A 22060-nucleotide genomic window follows, 5' to 3' on the forward strand; every position below is an offset into this window, starting at 1 on the left:
AGCCGGATGACTCGCTTGATCAGGCCGAGCGCGGCGCGCAGCCGTTTGTTGTAGCCGGATTGCTGCGGCAAGTAGGGGAACAGGCCCGTCAGGTGCTTGCGGGCGTAGCGCAGCCAATGCGCCTCGGAGGTGAACCCGAGCAGCGACTGAGCGACCGCGACGCACACCAGCTCGGAGTCGGTCAGCACCGGGGGCCGGCCCGTCCATCGCGGTCCCTTCAGCTCGTCGTCGATCTTCACGTACAGTGCAGTCAAGAGGGTGTCCAGGTCTTGCGTCACAACATGATCTTGGACGCCCTCTACTCATGCCTGATCATCGGGCCCAGGACATAGGACTTACTCGTCTAGGCGGTTTCGACGATCTTCGCGAGCCTGGCCAGCGCCTCGGTGATCTGCTCCGGCGTGAGGCCGAGGACCGTGCGCTGGTGGCCGTACACCTCGGGGGCCAAGGGGGCGAGCAGGACGTCGACCAGCGCGTCCGCGCCGGGTGTTCGCGCGGCGACCAGGAGCGCGCGCACGTGGGCGCGCCAGAAACCGTACGCGCCCGTCTCGAAGCGGGAGCGGCCCACCTCCGAGCCGAGCACCAGGTGGGAGTGGTCTTCCAGCAGGCGCACCATGGCGGCGTAGAAGGCGGCCAGCCGCTCGGCGGCGTGCGCCGTGCCCGTGAGGGCCACGGCGCAGGCCAGGCCGGCGACCACGATCCGCCGCGGTGAGCGGGTGCGCATGACTGCCTCCATAGGTCGATGGACCCTGCCTATCGGCCGGGACATTGACCGGCCATGGGGCGGCGTCCGTGGTCAACACCGGACACTCGGCGATCCACCGCCGATGGAACGCTCCAATGGGAGGGTCAGGTGAGCGCGGGGTAGTCGGTGTAGCCGCGGTGGTCACCGCCGAAGAAGGCCGCGGGGTCGGGGGTGTTGTACGGGCCACCGGCCGCGATGCGGGCGGGCAGGTCGGGGTTGGCCAGGAACAGCGCGCCGAAGGCGATCAGGTCGGCGGTGCCGTCCTCGACCAGGTCCAGCGCGTCCGCCCCGGTGGGCACGGGGTGGGTGCGCGGGTTGAGGATGAGCGCGCCGGGCCAGTCCTTGCGCAGGCGGCGGATCAGGTCGCGGTCCGGGCCCTCCACCAGGTGCAGGTAGGCCAGGCCGAGCGGGGCCAGCCGCGCCACCAGGGCGCCGTACGTCTCCTCCACGTCGTCCTCGGCGATGTCGTTGAAGGAGTTGCCGGGCGAGAGGCGCAGGCCCACCCGCTGCGCGCCGACGGCCTCGGCCACCGCGGCCGCCACCTCGGCGGCGAAGCGGATCCGGCCACCGGCCGAGCCGCCCCAGGCGTCGGTGCGCCGGTTGGTGTTGGGGGCGAGGAACTGCTGGATCAGGTAGCCGTTGGCGCCGTGCAGCTCCACGCCGTCGAACCCGGCGGCGATGGCGTTGCGCGCGGCGGCGGCGAAGTCGTGCACGGTCTGGACGATCTCGGCCTCGGTCATCTCCCTGGGGGTGACGAAGTCCATAGGGCCCTGGTGGGTGTAGATCTGCCCCTTGGCCTGGACGGCGGAGGGCGCGACCGGGTGCAGGCCGTCCGGCAGCAGGCTGGGGTGGCCGATCCGGCCGGTGTGCATGAGCTGCGCGAAGATCACCCCGCCTTCGCGGTGCACGGCGCCGGTCACCGTACGCCAGGCGGCGACCTGCTCGTCGGAGTGCAGCCCGGGGGTGTCGGGGTAGCCCTGGCCAATCACGGACGGCTGGGTGCCCTCGGTGACGATCAGGCCGGCGCTCGCCCGCTGGGCGTAGTAGGCCGCCATCAGCTCGGTCGGGGTGTTGCCGGGGCCGTAGGCGCGGCTGCGGGTCATCGGGGCCATCACGATGCGGTTGGCCAGGCGCTTGCCGCCCAGTTCAAAAGAGTCGAATGCCGAAGGCATGATCACGTTCCTCACCTGTCGTCGTTAATGAAGCGTACTGTATGCGACGCGAACTATATCCGCGCTGTACCATAGCTCCGTGACGAAGACGGGGCAAACGATCGCGACCACGGGGGCGGCGGAGTGGGGATGCACCACAGACGGACGGCTTGACGTCGCCGCCGGGCTGGTCCAGCTCAGCACCCTGGTGCAGAACATCTACGCCCGCGTCTCCGAACGTCATGACCTGACCCCCGTCCAGGCCAAGCTCCTGTGCGTGCTGCTCGGCGGCCCCAAGGGCATGGCCGAACTGGCCAACGGCTTCGGCGTGGAGAAGGCCGCGCTCACCGGCCTCATGGACCGGGCCGAGCGGCGCGGCCTCGCCCAGCGCTCGCCCGTCCCCGGCGACCGGCGCGCCGTCCAGGTGACGCTGACCGACGCCGGCCGCCAGGCCGCGATCGCCTTCCACGGCGAGGTCGGCGACGAGCTGAGCCACCTCACCGCGTCCCTCGGGCCCGACGACCGCGAACACTTCCGCACCACGATGGCCGAGATCATCGACAGGTGCGAAACCGCGCGCTGACGCGATCGGTCAGGCGGTGCGGCGGGGCACCAGGCGGATGATCGGCAGTTCCCGGTCGGTCTTCACCTGATACTGGGCGAAACGGGGCGCGGCTTCGATGATCCGCCGCCAGGCCTCCGCGCGCTCCGCGCCGTGGAGCTGCTCGGCGACCACCGCCACCTCGCGGCCGTCGACGTCGATCCGCACCTTGTCGGGATGGGCGGCGAGGTTGTGGTACCACGCCGGGTTGCCCGGCGCTCCGGCCGCCGACGCCACGATCAGCCAGCCGCCGTCCTTGTCGGGGAACCAGCCGACCGGGTTCGTCCGCTCCCGTCCGCTCTTGGCGCCGATGGTCGTGAGGACCAGGGCGTTGAAGCCCATGAACGTGCCACCGCCCCTACGGCGGATCCGCCGGGCCATCAGATGGTTGAACCAGCGGAACACCGGCCCCGCCTTGGGCTGGCGAGCGCCGCGGGTCCCCCTGTGCGTGTTGAAGCTCATGCGACCTCCCTTTTGTTATCGACACATACTGTACATGTCGTTAACTAGTTCGCCACCAGACGACCGGTTTTCTGACCGGTGGGCTTACACCGTGAAGGATGCGCTGATCATGCTTCGGCAGCCATTGCATAGGAAGCTTTCCTATTTAATACTGCGATCAGTGCAGCGTATCGACACGCCACGCCCCGCCCACTGCCCGGAGGTTCCCGTGATCCGTCGTGTCCTCGCCCCCTTCGCCACCGCCGCGTTCGCCTGTCTCGGCGTGCTCGCCGTCTCCGCCGCGCCGGCACAGGCGGCGCCCGTGGAGATCGTCTACAGCCCGCTCTCGCTCGGCGACTACTGCTCCGCCAAGGTCGACTCCTCCTCCGCCATCGGCTTCTACAGCGGCGGCGTGAGCTGCTACCGCCGGAGCACCGGCGGCTCCGGCCTGACCTACACCGGCAGCGGCAGCGCCTCCGCCGCGTGCGCCCACTTCAACCCCACCTACACCCTCACCGGCTACGCCCAGGGCGCCAGCCAGGCGCTGATCTGCAAATACTCGGTCTGATCCGCCCCTGGCGCCGCCCTCTCCCGGCGGCGCCAGGGCCAGGCGGCGGTGCGCACTAGGCTGTCGATCATGCGCATGCTGCACCTCGGACTGCGAGTCACCGATCTGGAACGCTCGCTCGCCTTCTACACCGCGCTCGGGTACGCCGAGCTCGGCCGTGTCCCCGAGACGGGGTTCGGCAGCCTGACCATGCTCAAGCTGCCCGGCGACCCGTTCGTCAGCCTCGAACTCGTGCACGACCCGGCGCGGCCGGTCAAGGACATCGCCGCCGTCAACCACCTCGTCGTCCAGGTGGACGATCTCGATGCCACGATCGCCGATCTCGCGGCCAAGGACGTCACGGCCGAGCCGCCCGCCGAGCTGGGGCCGGGGTTCCGGACGTCATGGCTGACCGACCCCGACGGCTACCGGATCGAGCTCGTGCAGTGGCCACCCGGCCATCCGGCCGGCATGACGGCGGCCGACTTCGCCTGATCGTGGCCCCGGCTGAACCCGGGCGGCCCGGCAGCCGTACCCCCCATCAGGTGTTCGATCGGACGGGCGGGGGCGATGGCACACGGCACCACGCGTGGCGAGACGGCGATCAACCTCGGTGGCGACCCGTCGGTGATCGGCGGTCATCGCGTCATCCGGCGGCTCGGCGCGGGCGGGATGGGCGTGGTGTACCTGGCCGAGACCCGGGCGCGCACGCCCGTGGCGATCAAGGTCATCCATCGGCACCTCGCCGCCGACCCGGCGTTCCGCCGACGGTTCCGGCGCGAGGTCATGACCATGCGGCGGGTGGCGCGTTTCTCCACGGCCGCCGTGATCGAGGCCGACCTCGACGGCGACGTCGCCTACGTCGTGACGGAGTACGTGCCCGGCCCGACGCTCTTCAGCGCGGTCAGCCGGCGCGGCCCGATGTCGGGCTCGGAGCTCGACGGGCTCGCGATGAGCACGGCGGTCGCGCTGCGGGCGATCCACGCGGCCGGCGTCGTCCACCGGGACCTCAAGCCGGGGAACGTGCTGCTGTCGCCCGTCGGGCCCAAGGTCATCGACTTCGGGCTGGCGTTCACGGCCGACTCGACGACTCTGTCCGTCACCGGGATGGGCACGCCGGCGTACATGGCTCCCGAGCAGGTGCGCGGGATGGTGTCCGCCGCCTCCGACGTGTTCGCGTGGGGCGGGGTGATGGTGTTCGCGGCGGGCGGGCGGCCGCCGTTCGGGTCGGGGGGCGGTCATGACGTCCTCTATCGGGTGGTGCACGAGGATCCGGTGCTGCCCGCGTTCGACGGCGTGCTCGCCGAGCTGGTAGGGCGGGCGCTCAGTAAGGATCCGGCGGCCCGCCCGACGGCCGCGGAGCTGGTGGACGTGCTCGGGGCAGGGGCCACGACGGTACGGCTCTCCGCCCCGCCGGCACGGCGCCCGTACCGGAGATGGATGTGGGCCGGCGCCGCGCTGGCCCTGCTGACGGCGGGCGCGGTCGTCACCCCCCAGACGATCGCGTCCCGTCCTCCTCAGCCCTCCCCCGCGCTCTCCCCCGGGCCATCACCCGCGCAGACACGGCCGCCGCTTCCCGGTACGAACCCCCTGCTCGCCGACGGGGTGCGCTTCTACACCCAGCCGGACACGGAGGCGGAGCGGCAGGCGCGGACGTGGGCCGCGCAGGGCAGGACCGCCGACGCCGCGCTCATGCGCGCGCTGTCCCGCGTCCCCCAGGCCATGTGGCTGGCCGGCGGCTCGCCCGCGGACGTCACCCGCACGGTACGCGAGGCGGTCACCCAGGCGCGGCGGCAGTCGGCCGTCCCCGTGTTCGTCACCAACAACATCCCGGGCCGCGACTGCTGGAACGGCGGCGCCTCCGACACCGGCGCCTACCGCGGCTGGATCAACGCCGTCGCCGAGGGCATCGGCGACCGCCCCGCCGTCGTCGCCCTGGAACCCAGCTCCCTGGCCCGCATGCCGGGAAGCCCGGAATGCCCGAAGGGCGGGGAGGCCGCCGTCCAGCGGTACGCCGACCTCTCCTATGCCGTCGACACCCTCACCGGCCTGGCCCGCACCGCCGTCTACCTCGACGGCGGCGTGCCGGGCTGGCCCGCGTTCACGCAGATGGCCGAACGCCTCGTCAACGCGAACGCCGCGCGCGCCGACGGTTTCTACGTCAACGCGGTCGGCTACCGGCCGACCGGGCAATCGCTGACGTACGCCGCGAACCTGGCCAGGTGCGTGCACCTGAAGGCCACGTCGTGCGGCGCGAAGGAGCTCAAGGCCGTCCCGGACGACACCCCCGGTCTGCCCCATTTCATCATCGACACCAGCCGCAACGGCGCGGGCGAATGGCGGCCGCCGCCCGGCCGGTTCCCTGCCCCGGACGAATGGTGCAACCCGCCCGGCAGAGGTGCGGGCGAACGCCCGGCCACCGGCACGGGGACACCGCTGGCCGACGCGCTGCTGTGGCTCAACAGCCCCGGCTACTCCAACGGCCGCTGCACCCGCGGCACGTCCGGACCGGCGGACCCGGCGTACGGCATCGTCACCCCGGACGCCGGTCAGTGGTGGCCCGATCAGGCGCTCGAACGCGCCCGCAACGCCGTCCCGCCGCTGACGCCCTGACCCGGCTTCAGCAGCCGCCGGCCCAGGGGCGCCAGGGCCAGCCACATGCACAGGACCGCGAACGGCATGAGGGCCTGGCGGCCGGGCCCGTCCAGCAGCTCGTAGGCGACGAACAGGACCAGGGTGGCCAGGACGAGCGCCAGGGTCGCCCCGCCGATGCGCTTCAGGACGGCGAGCTGGATGACCAGGGCCAGGAAGCCGAGGTAGACGAGCTGGGTGCCGAATCCGTACAGGATCTCCTCGGCCGCCGGGATGCTGCGGATCTGCCGGTCCAGGACCTCCCACTCCGCGTGGGTGTCGGTGGCGAACCCGACGTACAGGTCGACGATCATCTCGGCGATCGAGGCGCTGACGCTGATCAGCGCCACCGCCAGGCTCACCCTGGCGAGGACCTGCCCGGCGCCGCGGCTCTGGACCCGGCGGTACAGCTCGACGCAGACGATGGCCAGCATCACGAAGCCGGCGAGCCACACCGAGTGCGCGATCGTCGTCTGCGGCTCGGCGCCCTCGTTGCCGCCGAACCGCATGAGGGTCCAGCCGCCGATCTGCGCCACCGGCGCGAGGATGAGCGACCATCCGGCGATGTCCCGCCAGGTCACGGCCCCCAGCAGTTCGCGTGCCATCGGCAGGAAGGCCACACAAAGGATCATCGATGATCCGGCCTGCGCCAGCCGCAGCGGGATCTCCACCACCAGTTCGGCGCCGCTGACCAGGACTCCCACGGTCACCAGGGCCGCGAAGAGCCTGCCGGCCTTGCCCTGTGCCGCGAGGTGGATCGCCTGCGCGACCAGCGCCAGGAACAGCAGCACGGGACCGACGTCGTAGATGGCGAGCTGCACCCCGGGCAGGTCGTGGATCTGGCCGCTCAGGGCCCGCATGTCGTCGCGGTTGTCGGTCGAGAAGCCCACTACCAGGTCGATCACCATCTGGACGGTCAGGCAGCCCGCCCCGACGACAGCGACGATCATCGAGCCGGTGGCCGGTAGCCCCCCTCCCGAGCGCCGGTACAGCTCCACGCCGACGATCCCGTACATGAGGCTGCTGATCACCCAGGCGATGTGAGCCAGGGTCCAGCCGGGTTCATGGCCACCGGTGCCGTCCAGGCGCATCAGGGCCCAGCCGGCCAGGACCAGCAGCGGGGCGGCGGCGAAGGACAGGCCGGCGATTCGTTTCCACGTCATGGCGCCGAACCTAGCCTTACAGAATTTTTTCTGCAAGTTTTTCTCTGCAGGAAGTTTTCTGCATGCTGCTAAGCTGATCACATGGCAACCGAACCGGTCATGCACACCCCGGCGGCGATGAAGGCCCTCGCCAGTCCGCTGCGGCGCGAGATCCTCAGGCACCTCGCCAACCACGGACCGGCCACCTCGACCACGCTGGCCAAGGCCATGGGCCAGAACACCGGGACCACCAGCTACCACCTGCGGATGTTGTCCGACACCGGTTTCGTGACCGAGCTACACGACCGTGCCAAAGGGCGGGAACGCTGGTGGGACATCGTCAAGGCCGACCGCCGGATGCCCGCCCGCGAAGAGCTGACCGACGCCGAACAGGACCTCGCCGAACGGCTGGGCGACTCCAGGCTCGCCGAGGACCTGCGGATGTTGTCCGCCTTCGCCCACGACCGGAACGAGGACGGCGACTGGCAGCAGGGCTCGCGCGCCGGCACCTTCATGACCAAGGCCCAGCTCATGGAGTTCCACGAGGAATATCTCAAGCTGGTGCGCCGCTTCGGCGCCGACCGCGACCACGCCCCCGAGGGCGCCCGGATGGTGCTGCTGCGCTGGATCGGTTTCCCCGACCCCCGCGGCTCCTGATCCGCGTCAAACGGTCGTCTGGAAGTCCTGGGTGCCGATGACCCGCAACAGGTCGAGCTTCTCGCGCGCGTCGGTGCCCTCGGTGGGGAAGAACGCCAGCACCTTGAGGTCCTCTTCTGGCGTGAGCAGCACTTCGCAGGTCAGGTGGAGCAGCCCGACCTCCGGGTGCACGAACCGCTTGTGGTCGAAACGGCGGATCGCGACCTCGTGCCGTTCCCACAGGTCGCGGAACTCCGCGCTGCGCCGCAGCAGCTCGTGGACCAGCTCGACGACGTCGTCCTCGCCGGCGCGGCGGGCGTACGTCGCTCGCAGGTCGCTGACGGCCGCGGCCGAGAGCCGGGGCCGGTCCTCCTCGGGGACCCGGGCGCGCGACGCCGGATCGGTGAACCACCGCCACGTGAGCGGACGGCCGGCCTGGCGATCCCGACCGCCCAGCACGATGTCGGCGAGGGCGTTCTGCCACAGCACCTCGTGCAGGTCGGTGCAGATGCAGACCGGGACGTCGGTGAGCCGGTCGGCCAGGCTGATCAGCCCGGGGCGGATGTGCCGGCCGGCCCGGCGCGCCGGGGGCGCCAGTCCGGCCAGGTGGAAGAGGTGGTCGCGGGCGTCCAGGTCGCAGCGGAGCGCCCGCGCCAGAGCGGTCACGATCGGCTCGGACGGATGCGGGCCGCGGCACTGCTCCAGCCGGGCGTAGTAGTCGCTGGACATGCCGGCCAGGTGCGCCACCTCGTCGCGCCGCAGACCGGGGGTGCGCCGCCGCACGCCGTCGGGCAGGCCGACGTCGGACGGGCGCAGCAGTTCCCGGCGACGGCGGAGAAAGTCGGCGAGCCCGGCGCGGTCGATCATGTCCGCCAGTTTATTGACCGGCCGCACCCCTATCCAGGGACCGGTCGTCCCTGGATGAGCCGGTCCTGGTGGCGGGCGCGCGGCGGTGCGCACAGTGGGGCATGACAACGACAACGCGCCTCGGCGCCCGCCGCCTCGGCCGTACCGGTCCCCTCGTCTCCTCGCCCGGCCTGGGGTGCATGGGCCTGTCCGGCGCCTACGGCCGCTCGGACGACGACGAAGGCGTACGGGTCCTGCACGCCTACCTGGACACCGGCGGCACCCTGCTGGACACCGGCGACCACTACGGCTCAGGACACAACGAATCGCTGATCCGGCGCGCGCTGGAAACACGGAACCGCGACGAGGTCGTGCTCTCCGTCAAGTTCGGCGCCATGCGCGGCCCCGACGGCCGGTTCGGCGGGGTCGACGCCCGCCCCGCCGCGGTGCGGAACTTCCTGACCTACTCGTTGCAGCGCCTCGGCACCGATCACGTCGACATCTACCGCCCGGCCCGGCTCGACCCGGCCGTGCCCATCGAGGACACCGTCGGCGCGATCGCCGAGCTGGTCGAGCAGGGCCACGTACGGCACATCGGCCTCAGCGAGGTCGGCGCGGAGACGATCCGCCGCGCCGCGTCCATCGCCCCGATCTGCGACGTACAGCTTGAGTATTCGCTGTTCAGCCGCGACATCGAGGACGAGATCCTGCCCGTGTGCCGCGAGCTCGGCATCGGCGTCACCGCCTACGGCGTCCTGTCCCGCGGCCTGATCGGCGGCAGCGGGACCACCGAGGGCGTCCGGGCGATGTCACCGCGCTTCCAGGGCGCCAACCGCGAGCACAACGACGCCCTCGCCGCCCGGCTGACGGAACTGGCCGCGGCGAAGGACGCCTCCGTCGCGCAATTGGCGATCGCCTGGGTCGCGGCGCGGGGCGAGGACATCGTGCCGGTCGTCGGCTCGCGGCGCCCCGGCCAGGTCGCCACGCTGGCCGGCAGCGTCCACGTCTCGTTCAGCGCAGCGGAGCTCGCGCACATCGAACAGCTCATCCCACGGGGCTCGGCCCAGGGCGACCGCTACCCCAGCCACTTGATGGCCGACCTGGACAGCGAGCGCGGACGCCGCTGACTCACCGGGCGCGGACGAGTCCCCGCAGGAAGCTCCACAGCGGGGAACGCGACTGCGGCGCCGCCGCCTCGTCCGGCGACGACGGCCGCGCCACCGGCGCCTCGGCCTCCCTGGAGACGGGGACGCGGGTGTCCGCGAGCTGGTACTGGACCGGCAGCGACCGCAGCGCGCGCATGAAGGGAGAGGGCCGCCAGGGCAGCTGGTCCGGCGGCAGCGCCGGCTTCAGCCGCGTGCACCGGGCGAACAGCCGCTGGACGGCGATCGTGGTGATCTGGGTCGCCAGCCGGTGGCCCAGGCACTGATGCGGCCCGGCTCCCCAGGCGAGGTGTGCCCGCGTGCTGCGGATGGCGTGCTGGTCGAGCGCCCCCGAGAATCGCGGGTCGGCGTGGGCGGCGGCGACGGAGAGCATCACCGGGTCGCCGGCCGCGATCGTGTAGTTGCCCAGCTTCACGTCCGTCAGCGGGAAGCGGAAAGTCAGGTTGGCCATCGGCGGGTTGAGCAGGGCGACGCGGTTGACCGTCTCGTCGATCGCGCCGACGGACAGGCTCTCTCGCACGACGGGGTTGGAGACGACCTCGACGACCACGTTGCAGACCAGGCTGGCGGTGAAGTCCAGCAGGCCGGGCAGCATGAGCAGCTCGCGGGCCAGCTCGTCCAGCGTGAGGTCGGGGTCGGCCTCGATCATGTACGAGGTCAGGTCCTCGCCGGGACGTCGCTTCTTGGCGGCCGCGAGTTCGGTCATGGCGTCGTACAGGCGCTGGAAGGCCGCGGCCGCGTCGGGACCGGCGTCGACCATCCGCCAGATGTCCATCACGACCTCCTCACCGCGGGCCGCGCTGAAACCGAGGAGGCGGTTGGCGACCATCAGCGGCAGCGGCCTGGCGTACTGGGCCGCCAGGTCCGCCCATCCCGTGGGGCCGCCTTCGGACAGGACGCCGATGAGGTCATCGGCGTACTGCCTGATGGCCTGGTCGAGTAGCTGGGCCTGCGGGTGGGAGTGCTCCTGGTACGGCGCGAGCGCCTTCGTCCACGCCGCCCGCAACCTGTTCTGGTTGGCGCCTTCCGCGAACGCCGAGCTGTTGACCTGGAACACCGGGAGCAGGGGCCACTCCGCCGGGACACGATCCTCGGCATAGGCCCGCCATCTGTCCACGTTCTTGCTCCAGACGGCGCCCTTGTTCTGCAGGACGTGGAGCACCTCCTCGTAGCCGAGGACGAACCAGACGGGGACGCCCAGCAGATCGACCGGGGCGACCGGGCCGTACCGCGCGCGCAGACGTTCGTGGACAAGGCCGGGGTTGGTGTCGTAGTCCCTGCTGAGCAGCGGTTCGATGGACATCGATGCCATGGTTTCAGCCGACTGCAGGGGCCACGGGCCGTTGGTCACGGTGATGAGCTGCCTCTCTTTGATCGCCGTTCGTGCTCTAGGCGCTACCGGCCGAAATCACTCAAGAGTTCTGTAGCATCACCTATACCGTCTGTTATGGCAAGTGCCGTCATTCACCGCCGAGATAGTTCTTGATCCCGTCCGCCAGCGCGCCGGCGATGCGCTTGCGGAAGGCGGCGCTGGACAGCTTGGCCGCGTCGCCCGCGTTGCGCATGTTGCCGCACTGGATGAACACGACGGGCCGCTTCGACAGGTTGAGCCCGCCCAGGTCGGTACGGGACCGCAGGCCGTCCTTGCCCCGGTAGTTCGCGTACGGCATGCCGGTGCCCTTCCGGTACGCGTCGCGGATCGCCAGCCCGAGCCGGCGGGACGGCTCGATGATCCCGTCGTTGTGCCCGGGGACCAGCCCCGGGAGGACCACGTGGAACCCGTGCCCGCCCGGCCTGCCGCTGTCGCCGTGGATGGACACCACCGCGTCCGCCCTGGCCTCGTTCCCGATCGCGGCCCGCTCGGTGACGCAGGGGCCGAAACCCTCGTCGTCGGGCCGGGTGAGCACGACCTTGGCGCCCAGCTCCTCCAGGAGCGGCTTCAGGTCCTGGGCGACGCTCCAGGCGAGGGCGTTCTCCTGGTAGCCGTCTTCGGTCTCGAAGCCGACGGCGTTGCAGGCCTTGCTCTTGGTGATGATGTCGACCTGGCGGTTGATGTCGAAGGGATGTGAGGCGTTCCCACCGTTGTGCCCGGGATCGAGCACCACGACCTTGCCCCCTAAAGGCCCCTGGCCGGAGGACGGTGGCGCCGGTAAGGAGGTCGATGGCGCCAGTGGAACCGTCTTGTCCGGCGCGGCAGCACCGCACCCACTGATCAACGCGGCCAATGTGCTGAGAACCACGAACCCAGGTCGATCAACGCGCATGGTCAGACCGTATCGGGCGAGGGCCCCGTGAAACCTGGAAATCACACAGGGCTCATGTTTCATGGAGACCGCTTACCGATCTTCGCTAGGGTCGTACGGCGGACACCGACCCCCCTCGGAAGGAGCGCCAGAGCGCGTCATGAACAGGCAGCCAACGGCGAAGCCCAAGATCCACGACATCGGGGCCATGTCCGCCGATTTCAACCGAAATCCCTATCCGGTCTACGCCATGCTCCGCGAGGAGGGCCCGGTGCACCGGGTTCGCCTGCCCGACGGCCAGGAGCTCTGGCTCGTCGTCGGCTTCGACGAGGCCCGCGCCATGCTCGCGGACCAGCGGCTCTCGAAGGACCTCGCGCGGATCGGCGCCAGCTCCCTGGACCAGGAGTTGCTCGGCCCGCACCTGCTGGTCTCCGATCCGCCCCGGCACACGCGGCTGCGGCGCCTCGTGTCGCGCGAGTTCACCCCGCGCCGCGTGGAGTCCATGCGCGAACGCGTCCAGCGGGACGCCGACCGGCTGCTCGACGACATGCTGCGCTCCGACCGGGCGGACCTGATCGAGGACTACGCCTTCCCGCTGTCGATCGGCGTCATCTGCGAGCTCCTCGGCGTGCCGTCCATGGACCGGGTCTCCTTCCGTGCCTGGTCCAACGCGATCAACGCGCCCATCGGCTTCCAGCAGAAGCTGACGGCCTTCCAGGAGCTGGCCGAATACCTGGCCGGTCTCATCGAGAGCAAGCGCGAGGACCAGAGCGACGACCTGCTCAGCCAGCTCATCCGGACGACCGACGAGGACGGCGACCGGCTGTCCCAGGCGGAGCTGCGCTCCATGGCGTACCTGCTGCTGTCGGCGGGGCACGAGACCACGGTCAACCTCATCGGCAACGGCGTGCACGCGCTGCTGCGCCATCCGGATCAGCTGAAGGCGCTGCGCGCCGACCTGGACGCGGTGGGCGGCGCGGTGGAGGAGATGCTGCGCTACGAGGGCCCCATCGAGTCGGCCACGTTCCGGTTCGCGCTGGAGCCGGTGGCCGTCGGCGACGCCGTCATTCCGGCCGGGGACGCGGTGCTGGTCGCCGTGGGCGCGGCGAACCGTGACGCGGGCAAGTTCGACTCCCCCGAAGAGTTCGACGTTCAGCGCGACCCGCAGGGGCACCTCGCCTTCGGGCACGGCATCCACTACTGCATCGGCGCGCCGCTGGCCCGCATGGAGGCGACGATCGCCATCCGCAGCCTGCTGGAGCGCTGCCCCGACCTCCGGCTCGACGCCGAGCCGGAGGAACTGGAGTGGCTTCCCGGCACGCTGCTGCGCGGCGTCCGCCGGCTGCCGATCCGCTGCTACCAGGCGAGTCCGTGAACGGAGACGTCGCCCCGCCAGACGACCTTCCGGCGGGACCCGTCCGCGAGGCCGACCGCCTTCCGGCCACCGAGATCATGATCTCCGGCTTCAGGCCGGGCTCAGTGTGGCGGCCAGGCTCTGCTTGATGGTCCGGGTGACGTCGTCCGCGAGGATCTCGGGCAGGCCGTGCTCGATGCCGTACAGGATCTGGGCGGCGACGTCGGCGGGGTCGGCCTTCTCGGCGGTGACGGCGGCGACCATGTCGGTGTCCATGAACCCGACGTGCAGCGCCGAGACGGTGATGCCGCGGGGCGCCAGCTCCTCGCGGACCGCGTTGGTCTGCGCCCAGGCGGCGGCCTTGGCCGACGCGTAGGCCCCCGAGCCGGCCGGGTGCAACCAGGACAGCACGGACAGGACGTTGAGCACGGCGCCGCCGCCGTTGGCCTCGATCACCGGGGCGAAGGCCCGCGTCACGGCGAGCGGGCCGAAGAAGTTCGTCTCCATCTCCAGGCGTACCGCCTCCAGGTCACCGGCGACCAGAGCGGTGCCGGTGGCGATGCCGGCGTTGTTCACCAGCAGGGTCGTGTCCGGCGCGATCTGGGCCGCGGCCCGGATCGACTCGTCGTCGGTCACGTCCAGGCGCACCGGGATGACGCCGGGCACGTCGACGCTCTCAGGGCGGCGCGCCGCCGCGTACACCTTCGCTCCGCGCTCCACGAGCTGGGCGGCCAGATGGCGCCCCAGCCCCCGGTTGGCGCCCGTGACGACCGCGACCGCTTCCTTCAGTTCCATGTCCGCTCCCTCAGTTAGATTATGCTTACCATCTAAACTGCAGACTAGGATAGAAGTCAACCGACATCCAAATGAGGGGGTGGCCATGGGCCGCGTGTCGCGGGCGCAGGCGCAGGACAACCGCAGGCGCATCGTGGAGACCGCCTCCCGGCTGTTCCGCGAGCAGGGCACCCAGGTCAGTGTCGCCGACCTGATGAAGGCGGCCGGCCTGACCCATGGCGGTTTCTACAAGCAGTTCGCCTCCAAGGAGGCGCTCATCGACGAGGCCACCGCCTACGCCTTCGACGACCTCACCCAGCGCCACACGGCCGCGCTCGAACGCGACGGCGCCCAGCGGGCGCTGATCGACGCCTACCTGTCCGTCGAGCACCGCGACAATCCCGCGGACGGCTGCCCCGTCGCCGCGCTCGCCGGGGACATGGCGCGCGAACCCGGCATCCCCGAGGCCCACCGCGTCTACGCCGAGGGCGTCGGCGACTTCGCCGGCCGGCTCGCCACCGACTACGAGGTCGGTCTCGTCCGGCTGTGCACCATGCTCGGCGCGCTCCTGCTGGCCCGCGCCACCAAGGACTCCCCCGTGTCGGAGGAGATCCTCGCCGCGGCCCGCGCCGCCCTGGCCACGGAACCTTAGGCGACGCCGTTGAGCCGGGCGAGCTGCTCATCGGTCAGCCGCAGTGCCGACGCCGCGACGTTCTGCTCCAGGTGATCGATCGAGGACGTGCCGGGAATGGGGCAGATCACGCCGGAGCGGGCCAGCAGCCACGCCAGCGCGACCTGCGCGGGCGTCGACTCCGTGTCCGCCGCCACCTCGGCGACGACACCCTCGGCGCGGGCCAGCTCGCCGTTCATGATGGGGAACCAGGCGACGTACGGAATGCGCTCCTTCTCACAGTGGCCGAGCACGTCCTCACCGGCGCGGTGCGCGAGGTTGAACAGGTTCTGCACGGCCGCGACCTCGATGATGGTCCGGGCGGCCTCGATCTGCTCGACGGTGACGGTCGACAGCCCGAAATGCGCGATCTTGCCCTCGTCCTGGAGTTCCTTCATGGCCCCGAGCTGGTCCTCGAACGGCACCAGCGGGTCGATCCGGTGCAGGTAGAACAGGCCGATGCGGTCGGCGTTCAGGCGGCGCAGGCTCGCCTCACACTGCTGGCGCAGGTAGGCGGGGCGCCCGACCGCCTCCCACTCCCGCCGCCGCACCTGAGCCTGGCCCGCCTTCGTCGCGATCAGCAACTCGTCCGGGTACGGGTACAGCGCCTCGCGCAGGATCTCCTCCGTCACGCCGAAGGCGTAGGAGTCGGCGGTGTCGATGTGGTCGACGCCGAGCTCGACGGCACGGCGGGCGACCCGGACGGCGTGACCCCGGTCCGCGGGCGGCCCCCAGATGTCCGCGTCGGACAGGCGCATCGCGCCGAAGGACATGCGGTGCACCGTCCGGTCGCCGATCCGGACGGTGCCCGACTGTTCGATCTGCTGCCGCACGTTCGCTCTCCTCTGCTCAGGGGCGATCAAGCCTTCCAGCGGCCGGCGGCGCCTGGATAGAACGTGCCCGTCACGCCGGGCGGCACCCGAATGACGCCGTGGTACAACCGCGGGCGGGCCGAGCCGTCTAGGGTGTTGCGATGGGCGGGACGTTCTCCGTGGACACCGCGGCGCACGACGGCGCCGGATCCTTCTTCGACGCCTTCCGGCGCGGGTGGGAGACCGAGATCGGCGCGGCCTTCCCGCTGCCGACGTTCAGCCCGGAGACCGCCGATGACCTGCGGGGCAAGATCCGGGCCTCCAAGGTGCACGACACGGTGATCACCGACATCCGCGTCGCCTCGGACGTCCGTACCGTGGGAGCCCTCGACGACCACAACGACGAGGTGCGGATGTACGTGATGCGGCGCGGCGCCTGGATGCTCACCCGGCCGCGCGACCGCAGCGAGGTCACCGTGCCGGCCGGGCGGATCCTCCTCCGCTACAACGGCTGGCCGTCGCACTTCCAGGTGGTGCCCGGCACGACGGCGAGGGTGCTGTCGCTGCCCGCCTCCCCCCTCAGGCCGCTGATCGGTGACCGGCAGATCGTCGCGACCGCCGGCTCGCCCGAGACCCGGCTGCTCATGGCGCACGCGAACATGGTGCACGCGACGCTGAACGACCTCACCCCGGCCGGCGCGCAGGCCGCCCGCAACGCCCTCGTCGAGCTGGCCGAGGGCGTGATGAGGCAGCGGGTCGACGGCGCCGAGCCGCTGCTGGCGCCCGCCCTGGCCCGCGCCGCGAAAGACCTCACGGACGACCACCTGGCCGACCCCGATCTGTCGCCCGCGATGCTGGCCCGTGAGCTGGGCGTCACCGTACGGACGTTACAGCGCGCGTTCGCCTCGACCGACGAATCCGCCGCCGCCTACATTCGCCGCAGGCGGCTGGAGCAGGCCGGTCTCGCGCTGACCGCGCCGTCCGGCCGGCCGAGCGTCTCCGAACTGGCCGCCCACTGGCAGTTCGCGGACAGCAGCCACTTCATCCGGGCCTTCAAGAGACAGTACGGTCAGACGCCCGCCGCGTACGCCCGCTCGACGCGCCCTTCTTGAAGTCCGGGCGCGGCGGGGTGTTGTATGCGTCAGATGATCGACGAACCGCTGGAACGACTCCGCGCCGCCGCCCGGCGCACCCGTGAGCTGGCCTCGAACCGGGCGGGCACCGGCCTGGGCCACGAGGACGCCGACGACGACGTCGGCACGATCGGCACGGACGGCGCCCTCGGGTTCGACCCGTTCCCCCTGCTCGAAGCCCTCCACCGGCACGGCGTACGAGCCGTGGTGATCGGGCAGGTCGCCGGTATCATGCACGGCTCCGCCGAACTGACCGGCGATCTGGACCTGCTCTGGGACGGCCTCCCGGCCCACGCGCCGGCCCTGGCGGCGGCCTTCGCCTCCGTCGGCGCCCGGCTGACCGACGAGGCGGGCGACCCCGTGGCCACGCGGCCGGATGCCTTTCTCCGGCCCAAGGTGCGGTTCACCTCGCCCGGAGCCGGCGGCGACTGCTGCACCCCGGCGCTGCCCTGGGGCGGCCTTCAGGTCCGGGAGTGCCTCGACGGCGCGATCACCGCGGTCGGCGCGGGCGGCCTGGAGGTTCACTACGTCTCCCGGGCGGATCTGATCCGGATGCGCCGCGCCCTGGGCCGCCCCAAGGACCTCCGGCGAGCGGACGAACTGATCAACGGGTGGTGAAGGCTCCGCCGTTGACGTGGATGGTCTGGCCGGTGATGTGCCGGGCGCCGGGAGAGGCGAGGAAGAAGATGGTCTCGGCGAGGTCGCCGGGCGTGCCCGGCCGCTTGAGCATGGTCTCCTCCACGAGCCGCTGGTGGCGTTCCTCGGTCATCCCGTCACCGAAGAAGTTGGTGCCGGTGACGTAGCCGGAGGAGATGACGTTGCAGGTGACGCCCCGGGGGCCCAGCTCGGCGGCGAGGAAGGTGTTCCAGGCGGCGAGCGCGGCCTTGGCGGCGCCGTAGGAGCCGCCGCCGCGTTCGGCGCCGATCGATCCGATGCTGACGACCGTGCCCTCGGGGGCGAGCCGGCCGCCGACCGCGGCCGTGGTGAGGACCGCGGTGAGCACGTTGGCGGACACGTTGGACAGCCACTGCCGGGCCAGCGCCTGCAGCGGCGGCGTTCCGGGGGCCGATCCGGGGACCAGGCCACCGGCGGCGTTGACGAGCACGTCGAGCGGGCCGTCCAGATCAGCGGCCAGGGCCACTACCTGGTCCGGGTCGCTCGCGTCGCAGACCAGGCCGCGCACGCCCAGCTCCTTGGCGGCGGATTCGACGGTGTCCGGGTGACGGCCGGTGATGGTGACGCCGGCGCCATCGGCGGTGAAGCGAGCGGCGACGGCTCGGCCGATGCCGCTGGTTCCGCCGGTGACGAGCACGGTCCTGCTCATGAGTCCTCCTGTCCGCTGGTACGTTTAGACCTAAACATAGCGGAGGACGTACCCATGGCCGAAATCGACACCCCGACCGAGCCCGCGGAGATCGCGGCCGCCTGGCAGCGCGAGCGTCCTGGCACGCCGACCGACTCCATCGAGATCGTGACGCCGATCTGGCGGCTGGCCAAGATGTTCGCCGACGACCGCGCCCGCGTCCTGCGCGCCGCCGGGATCGACGCGGCCACGCTCGACCTGCTCTCCGTGATCCGCCGCTCCGGCCCGCCGTACCGGCTGAGCACCCGCGAGCTGGCCCGCCGCACGCTGGTGACGGCCGGCGCGATCTCCCAGCGCGTGGCCAGGGCCGAACGGACGGGTCTGGTACGCCGCGGCCCCGGCGAGAGCGGCCGTAAAAGCGTCGCGGTGTCGCTGACGGACGAGGGTCACGCGCTCATCGAACGATCGGTCGACTCGGTCCTCGGCCGCGAGGCGTCCCTGGTCGCCGGGCTGACCCCGGCGGAACGGGCCACGCTCGCGGGCCTGCTGGAGAAGCTGACCGTCGAGGTCCGGGGCCGGATCTGACCCCTGTCGCCCGGCCAGGATTTCGCCCGGAACCGGATCCGGGCCCTATCGCCCGACCAGGTCTCCGGCCGGAGCGGTCCGGGCCGCCGGGCGCATGACCAGGATCAGCACGGCCAGCCCGGCGAAGATGGCCGCGGCGACGACGCCGGTGACGTGCACGCTCACGGTGAACGCCTCCCGCGCGGCGATAAGGTCGTGACCAGCCGCCAGCGCGCCGGCCAGCGAGTCGGACGTACCGCCCATCCGCGCGCGGTAGACCACCGCCGCCAGCACGCCGAGCAGCGCGAAGCCGAGCGAACCCCCGAAGTAGTTGCCGGTCTCCGAGATCGACGCCGCCGACCCCGCGCGCTCCGGCGGTACGGACCCGACGACCAGCCCCGTGCCCAGCGCGAACAGCGGGCCGGTGCCCAGCGCCAGCACGGTGATGCCGATCATCACCAGCGGCAGGGAGCCAGGCCCGCCGACCCCGGCCAGCAGCAGGCTGCCCAGCGCCGACCCCGCCAGCCCGCCGGCGATCGCCGTCGTCTCCTTCATCCGCCGGGCCAGCGCCGGCGCGGTCATGGTGCCGGCCGCCACGCCCAGGCCCATGGGCGCGAACAGCAGCGCCGACGCGACCGGCGAGTAGCCCAGGACGCCCTGCAGGTACTGGGTCACCATCAGGCCGGTGCCGGCCATGGCGACACCGGCGAAGACCAGGCCGGCGAGGACGGCCGTGAACGGGCGGTTGCGGAACAGCCGCAGGTCCAGCAGGGGTGTCTCCAGCCGCAGTTGCCGGCGTACGAAGATCACTCCGATGGCCGCACCGGCGACCAGGGCCACCACCGGGCCGACCGGCGCGCTCTCGACGATCAGCTGCTTCAGGCCGTACACCATCAGGAGCACCGCCACGAGCGACAGCCCGACGCTGGCCGGGTCCAGCCGGCCGGCCTGGCCGCTGCGGAACTCCGGCAACAGGAACGGCCCCGCGAGCAGCAGCAACGCCATCGCCGGCACGGCGACCAGGAACACCGATCCCCACCAGAAGTGCTGGAGCAGGACTCCGGCGAGGACGGGCCCGAGTGCGCCGCCGGTGAACTGGCAGGTCGCCCAGATCGCGATGGCCCGCCCGCGCTGCCGTTCGTCGCGGAACATGTTGGTGATCAGGGCGAGCGTGGACGGCGCCAGGGTCGCGCCGGCGACGCCCAGCAGCGCACGCGCGACGATCAGTGTCAGCGGATCGGCCGCGAAGGCGGCCACGACCGACAGCGCCGCGAACGCCGCCCCGCCGATCATCAGCAGCCGCCGGCGGCCGATCCGGTCGCCGAGCGTGCCCATCGTGATGACCAGGCCGGCCACCATGAGCGCATAACCATCCATGATCCATAGCTGCTGGACGTTGGAGGCGCCCAGGTCGGCGCTCAGTTGCGGGAGGGCGAGGAGTAGCGCCGTCACGTCCATCGCGACGAGCAAGGTCGGCAGCATGAGGACGGCCAGTCCCAGCCAGGCCCGGTTGACTTGCATATCCGAAATTTCCTGTTCTCTCGGTGTTTTCGCGGGTTGGTCGGAGCGATCGGGCGCGTCTTGACATCTGCCGGTACCGAAACTCGTGCGAAAGTTCTGGCGGGGGATGTCAAGACGGGCCCGGCGGCTCCGACCAACCGGTCGAAGGGCCCCGCCAGGGGCTCGCGAACCACGAGGAGAACGAGATGAAGTTCCTGATCAGCCTGCATATCAACCCGGCCGTCCTGGACGCGCTGACCGACGAGGAGAGGGCGGCCATCGGCGACGGCCACGGCGAGTTCGTCGAGGAGCTCAAGCGGTCGGGCGAGCTGATCACCACGCAGGCGCTGGTCGACCCGTCGCAGGCCGCGGTGGTGACCGTGCGCAACGGCCAGCCGGTGGTGACCGACGGGCCGTTCCTGGAGGCCAAGGAGTACCTGGGCGGCTTCTACCTGATCGACTGCGAGAACAAGGAGCGCGCGATCGAGCTGGCGGCGCAGATCCCGGACACGAAGATCCCGGGTCTGGGCGTCGAGGTGCGGCAGGTGATGTTCGCTGACGGACAATTGGAGGCATGACAGCGCCACCAGCCATCGAGGACCTGCTGCGTGAGCTCACGCCGCAGGTCCTCGGCACGTTGCTCCGCAGGAACGGTCGGTTCGAGGGGTGCGAGGACGCCGTACAGGAGGCCGTGCTCGCCGCCAGCGTGCAGTGGCCGGCCGAGGGGGTGCCCGCCAACCCGCGCGGCTGGCTGGTGACCGTCGCGTCCCGGCGGCTCATCGACCAGATGCGCAGTGACCACGCGCGCCGCGAGCGGGAGTCGGCGACGGCCGTCGAGGTGGTGCCCGAGGAGATACCGGACACCGACGACTCGCTCGTGCTGCTGTTCCTGTGCTGCCATCCGACGCTGACCGCGGCCTCCCAGACCGCCCTGACGCTGCGCGCGGTCGGCGGCCTGACCACCGCCGAGATCGCCCGCGCGTTCCTGGTGCCGGAGGCCACGATGGCGGCCAGGATCAGCCGGGCCAAGCAGCGGATCAAGGCCGCCGGCAGCTCGTTCGGCCTGCCGGTGGGCGCGGAGCGCGAGGAGCGGTTGCGGGTCGTCCTGCACGTGCTCTACCTGATCTTCAACGAGGGTTACACGGCCTCCTCGGGCAGCGAGTTGCACCGTACCGACCTGGCGCGGGAGGCGATCCGGCTGGTCAGGATGGTGCACGCGCAGTTGCCCGAGGACGGCGAGGTGACCGGCCTGCTCGCGCTGATGCTGCTCACCCACGCCCGCCGGGAGGCGCGCACGACGGCGGCCGGCGACCTGGTGCCGCTCGACGAGCAGGACCGCGCGCAGTGGGACCGCGCCCTGCTCGACGAGGGCGTCGAGCTGGTCAAGACGTCGCTGGCCGGGCCGGAGCTGGGCCCCTACCAGTTGCAGGCGGCCATCGCCGCCACGCACGCCGACGCGGCCACGGCCTCGGAGACCAACTGGCCGCAGGTGCACGCCCTCTACCTGATCCTGGAACGGATCGCGCCCAACCCGATGGTCACCCTCAACCGGGCGATCGCGCTCGCCGAGATCGAGGGCCCGGCGGCCGGGCTGGCCCTGCTCGCCACGCTGGACGGTGACGAGCGGATGGCCGGGCATCACCGGCTCCTGTCCGTGCGCGCGCATCTGCTGGAGAAGACCGGCGACCTGGCTCCGGCGTACGAGCACTACCGGCGCGCCGCGAAAGCCACCGCCAGCCTTGCCGAGCAGCGTTACCTGGAGTCGCGGGCCGCCCGGATTCGCTGAATGCCTGGCTACCTGTTA

Annotated in this window: 24 protein-coding genes and 1 pseudogene; 13 read left to right on the forward strand and 12 right to left on the reverse strand. The window is 71.4% G+C overall.

The annotated features are described in order from the left end of the window. The 3 genes and pseudogenes from C4V41_RS58895 to C4V41_RS58905 all read right to left on the reverse strand — a co-directional run. Positions 1–278, reverse strand: a pseudogene (locus C4V41_RS58895) (IS982 family transposase); the annotation flags it as partial. Positions 279–343: 65 nt separating this feature from the next. Then, a complete protein-coding gene (locus tag C4V41_RS58900; RefSeq protein ID WP_235031079.1) occupies positions 344–724 on the reverse strand; it encodes a hypothetical protein in 381 nt (126 codons plus the stop codon). Positions 725–849: 125 nt separating this feature from the next. After that, complete coding sequence (locus C4V41_RS58905; RefSeq protein WP_103964783.1) at positions 850–1917, reverse strand: alkene reductase; 1068 nt, start codon at positions 1915–1917, stop codon at positions 850–852. 79 nt (positions 1918–1996) lie between these two features. Here C4V41_RS58905 and C4V41_RS58910 point away from each other — a divergent pair, with 79 nt between their 5' ends. Continuing rightward, positions 1997–2479, forward strand: a complete 483-nt coding sequence (locus C4V41_RS58910; protein ID WP_160150782.1) for a MarR family winged helix-turn-helix transcriptional regulator — start codon at positions 1997–1999, stop codon at positions 2477–2479. Between the two features lie 9 nt (positions 2480–2488). On the opposite strand, the gene C4V41_RS58915 is transcribed toward C4V41_RS58910, so the two are convergent. Beyond that, the gene (locus C4V41_RS58915) at positions 2489–2959 is read right to left on the reverse strand and encodes a nitroreductase/quinone reductase family protein (protein WP_103964762.1); all 471 of its coding nucleotides are present in this window, start codon (positions 2957–2959) and stop codon (positions 2489–2491) included. 208 nt (positions 2960–3167) lie between these two features. Here C4V41_RS58915 and C4V41_RS58920 point away from each other — a divergent pair, with 208 nt between their 5' ends. The 3 genes from C4V41_RS58920 to C4V41_RS58930 all read left to right on the forward strand — a co-directional run bounded on the left by C4V41_RS58920 (position 3168) and on the right by C4V41_RS58930 (position 6098). After that, on the forward strand, positions 3168–3506 hold the full coding sequence (locus tag C4V41_RS58920) for a hypothetical protein (protein ID WP_103964763.1): 339 nt from the start codon (positions 3168–3170) through the stop codon (positions 3504–3506). A 69-nt stretch (positions 3507–3575) separates the two neighbouring features. Continuing rightward, positions 3576–3980, forward strand: a complete 405-nt coding sequence (locus C4V41_RS58925) for a VOC family protein (protein WP_103964764.1) — start codon at positions 3576–3578, stop codon at positions 3978–3980. 75 nt (positions 3981–4055) lie between these two features. Further along, positions 4056–6098 (forward strand): glycoside hydrolase family 6 protein, encoded by a 2043-nt coding sequence (locus tag C4V41_RS58930; protein WP_103964765.1) that lies wholly within the window; start codon positions 4056–4058, stop codon positions 6096–6098. Here the strand turns inward: C4V41_RS58930 and C4V41_RS58935 are convergent. Further along, on the reverse strand, positions 6050–7279 hold the full coding sequence (locus C4V41_RS58935; protein ID WP_103964766.1) for a hypothetical protein: 1230 nt from the start codon (positions 7277–7279) through the stop codon (positions 6050–6052). The two genes, C4V41_RS58930 and C4V41_RS58935, sit on opposite strands and share 49 nt — an antisense overlap. 81 nt (positions 7280–7360) lie before the next feature. Between C4V41_RS58935 and C4V41_RS58940 the strand changes: the two genes are divergently transcribed. Continuing rightward, on the forward strand, positions 7361–7915 hold the full coding sequence (locus tag C4V41_RS58940; RefSeq protein WP_200825015.1) for an ArsR/SmtB family transcription factor: 555 nt from the start codon (positions 7361–7363) through the stop codon (positions 7913–7915). 6 nt (positions 7916–7921) lie between these two features. On the opposite strand, the gene C4V41_RS58945 is transcribed toward C4V41_RS58940, so the two are convergent. Beyond that, a complete protein-coding gene (locus C4V41_RS58945) occupies positions 7922–8761 on the reverse strand; it encodes a helix-turn-helix transcriptional regulator (RefSeq protein WP_103964767.1) in 840 nt (279 codons plus the stop codon). 101 nt (positions 8762–8862) lie between these two features. Here C4V41_RS58945 and C4V41_RS58950 point away from each other — a divergent pair, with 101 nt between their 5' ends. After that, positions 8863–9867 (forward strand): aldo/keto reductase, encoded by a 1005-nt coding sequence (locus C4V41_RS58950; RefSeq protein ID WP_200825016.1) that lies wholly within the window; start codon positions 8863–8865, stop codon positions 9865–9867. A gap of 1 nt (position 9868) precedes the next feature. On the opposite strand, the gene C4V41_RS58955 is transcribed toward C4V41_RS58950, so the two are convergent. Continuing rightward, the gene (locus C4V41_RS58955) at positions 9869–11206 is read right to left on the reverse strand and encodes a cytochrome P450 (protein ID WP_235031080.1); all 1338 of its coding nucleotides are present in this window, start codon (positions 11204–11206) and stop codon (positions 9869–9871) included. A 157-nt stretch (positions 11207–11363) separates the two neighbouring features. Then, positions 11364–12008: an N-acetylmuramoyl-L-alanine amidase gene (locus C4V41_RS58960; RefSeq protein ID WP_235031081.1), complete on the reverse strand. Its 645-nt coding sequence runs from the start codon at positions 12006–12008 to the stop codon at positions 11364–11366. 298 nt (positions 12009–12306) lie between these two features. Between C4V41_RS58960 and C4V41_RS58965 the strand changes: the two genes are divergently transcribed. Continuing rightward, on the forward strand, positions 12307–13521 hold the full coding sequence (locus C4V41_RS58965; protein WP_200825017.1) for a cytochrome P450 family protein: 1215 nt from the start codon (positions 12307–12309) through the stop codon (positions 13519–13521). Between the two features lie 90 nt (positions 13522–13611). Here the strand turns inward: C4V41_RS58965 and C4V41_RS58970 are convergent, their stop codons facing one another. Further along, positions 13612–14295 (reverse strand): SDR family oxidoreductase, encoded by a 684-nt coding sequence (locus C4V41_RS58970; protein WP_103964769.1) that lies wholly within the window; start codon positions 14293–14295, stop codon positions 13612–13614. Positions 14296–14380: 85 nt separating this feature from the next. Here C4V41_RS58970 and C4V41_RS58975 point away from each other — a divergent pair, with 85 nt between their 5' ends. Then, positions 14381–14926: a TetR/AcrR family transcriptional regulator gene (locus C4V41_RS58975; RefSeq protein WP_103964770.1), complete on the forward strand. Its 546-nt coding sequence runs from the start codon at positions 14381–14383 to the stop codon at positions 14924–14926. Here the strand turns inward: C4V41_RS58975 and C4V41_RS58980 are convergent. After that, on the reverse strand, positions 14923–15717 hold the full coding sequence (locus C4V41_RS58980; RefSeq protein ID WP_103964788.1) for an aldo/keto reductase: 795 nt from the start codon (positions 15715–15717) through the stop codon (positions 14923–14925). The two genes, C4V41_RS58975 and C4V41_RS58980, sit on opposite strands and share 4 nt — an antisense overlap. Positions 15718–15917: 200 nt before the next feature. Between C4V41_RS58980 and C4V41_RS63755 the strand changes: the two genes are divergently transcribed. Continuing rightward, a complete protein-coding gene (locus tag C4V41_RS63755) occupies positions 15918–16868 on the forward strand; it encodes a helix-turn-helix domain-containing protein (RefSeq protein ID WP_200825018.1) in 951 nt (316 codons plus the stop codon). Positions 16869–16901: 33 nt separating this feature from the next. Further along, positions 16902–17507: a hypothetical protein gene (locus C4V41_RS58990; RefSeq protein WP_235031082.1), complete on the forward strand. Its 606-nt coding sequence runs from the start codon at positions 16902–16904 to the stop codon at positions 17505–17507. Here C4V41_RS58990 and C4V41_RS58995 read toward each other — a convergent pair. Then, positions 17494–18213, reverse strand: coding sequence for an SDR family NAD(P)-dependent oxidoreductase (locus C4V41_RS58995; protein WP_103964772.1), 720 nt, complete (start codon positions 18211–18213; stop codon positions 17494–17496). The two genes, C4V41_RS58990 and C4V41_RS58995, sit on opposite strands and share 14 nt — an antisense overlap. A 54-nt stretch (positions 18214–18267) precedes the next feature. On the opposite strand from C4V41_RS58995, the gene C4V41_RS59000 reads away from it, so the two are divergent. Then, a complete protein-coding gene (locus C4V41_RS59000) occupies positions 18268–18777 on the forward strand; it encodes a MarR family winged helix-turn-helix transcriptional regulator (protein ID WP_103964773.1) in 510 nt (169 codons plus the stop codon). Positions 18778–18822: 45 nt separating this feature from the next. Here the strand turns inward: C4V41_RS59000 and C4V41_RS59005 are convergent, their stop codons facing one another. Further along, entirely contained in the window at positions 18823–20277 is a 1455-nt protein-coding gene (locus C4V41_RS59005) for an MFS transporter (protein ID WP_103964774.1), read from the reverse strand. 185 nt (positions 20278–20462) lie between these two features. Between C4V41_RS59005 and C4V41_RS59010 the strand changes: the two genes are divergently transcribed. Further along, entirely contained in the window at positions 20463–20834 is a 372-nt protein-coding gene (locus tag C4V41_RS59010) for a YciI family protein (protein ID WP_103964775.1), read from the forward strand. Beyond that, positions 20831–22042, forward strand: coding sequence for an RNA polymerase sigma factor (locus tag C4V41_RS59015; RefSeq protein WP_103964776.1), 1212 nt, complete (start codon positions 20831–20833; stop codon positions 22040–22042). Before C4V41_RS59010 ends, C4V41_RS59015 begins: the two co-directional genes overlap by 4 nt. Positions 22043–22060 lie beyond the last annotated feature (18 nt).

Source organism: Nonomuraea solani (genome assembly GCF_900108335.1).
GTDB classification, from domain to species: Bacteria; Actinomycetota; Actinomycetes; order Streptosporangiales; family Streptosporangiaceae; genus Nonomuraea; species Nonomuraea solani.

Bases quoted from the DNA above. Each gene is read 5' to 3' on its own strand.
- C4V41_RS58900 (WP_235031079.1), bottom strand. From the start codon at position 724: ATGCGCACCCGCTCACCGCGGCGGATCGTGGTCGCCGGCCTGGCCTGC.
- C4V41_RS58905 (WP_103964783.1), bottom strand. From the start codon at position 1,917: ATGCCTTCGGCATTCGACTCTTTTGAACTGGGCGGCAAGCGCCTGGCC.
- C4V41_RS58915 (WP_103964762.1), bottom strand. From the start codon at position 2,959: ATGAGCTTCAACACGCACAGGGGGACCCGCGGCGCTCGCCAGCCCAAG.
- C4V41_RS58925 (WP_103964764.1), top strand. From the start codon at position 3,576: ATGCGCATGCTGCACCTCGGACTGCGAGTCACCGATCTGGAACGCTCG.
- C4V41_RS58930 (WP_103964765.1), top strand. From the start codon at position 4,056: ATGGCACACGGCACCACGCGTGGCGAGACGGCGATCAACCTCGGTGGC.
- C4V41_RS58935 (WP_103964766.1), bottom strand. From the start codon at position 7,279: ATGACGTGGAAACGAATCGCCGGCCTGTCCTTCGCCGCCGCCCCGCTG.
- C4V41_RS58940 (WP_200825015.1), top strand. From the start codon at position 7,361: ATGGCAACCGAACCGGTCATGCACACCCCGGCGGCGATGAAGGCCCTC.
- C4V41_RS58945 (WP_103964767.1), bottom strand. From the start codon at position 8,761: ATGATCGACCGCGCCGGGCTCGCCGACTTTCTCCGCCGTCGCCGGGAA.
- C4V41_RS58950 (WP_200825016.1), top strand. From the start codon at position 8,863: ATGACAACGACAACGCGCCTCGGCGCCCGCCGCCTCGGCCGTACCGGT.
- C4V41_RS58955 (WP_235031080.1), bottom strand. From the start codon at position 11,206: ATGTCCATCGAACCGCTGCTCAGCAGGGACTACGACACCAACCCCGGC.
- C4V41_RS58965 (WP_200825017.1), top strand. From the start codon at position 12,307: ATGAACAGGCAGCCAACGGCGAAGCCCAAGATCCACGACATCGGGGCC.
- C4V41_RS58970 (WP_103964769.1), bottom strand. From the start codon at position 14,295: ATGGAACTGAAGGAAGCGGTCGCGGTCGTCACGGGCGCCAACCGGGGG.
- C4V41_RS58975 (WP_103964770.1), top strand. From the start codon at position 14,381: ATGGGCCGCGTGTCGCGGGCGCAGGCGCAGGACAACCGCAGGCGCATC.
- C4V41_RS58980 (WP_103964788.1), bottom strand. From the start codon at position 15,717: ATGTCCTTCGGCGCGATGCGCCTGTCCGACGCGGACATCTGGGGGCCG.
- C4V41_RS63755 (WP_200825018.1), top strand. From the start codon at position 15,918: ATGGGCGGGACGTTCTCCGTGGACACCGCGGCGCACGACGGCGCCGGA.
- C4V41_RS58990 (WP_235031082.1), top strand. From the start codon at position 16,902: ATGATCGACGAACCGCTGGAACGACTCCGCGCCGCCGCCCGGCGCACC.
- C4V41_RS58995 (WP_103964772.1), bottom strand. From the start codon at position 18,213: ATGAGCAGGACCGTGCTCGTCACCGGCGGAACCAGCGGCATCGGCCGA.
- C4V41_RS59000 (WP_103964773.1), top strand. From the start codon at position 18,268: ATGGCCGAAATCGACACCCCGACCGAGCCCGCGGAGATCGCGGCCGCC.
- C4V41_RS59005 (WP_103964774.1), bottom strand. From the start codon at position 20,277: ATGCAAGTCAACCGGGCCTGGCTGGGACTGGCCGTCCTCATGCTGCCG.
- C4V41_RS59010 (WP_103964775.1), top strand. From the start codon at position 20,463: ATGAAGTTCCTGATCAGCCTGCATATCAACCCGGCCGTCCTGGACGCG.
- C4V41_RS59015 (WP_103964776.1), top strand. From the start codon at position 20,831: ATGACAGCGCCACCAGCCATCGAGGACCTGCTGCGTGAGCTCACGCCG.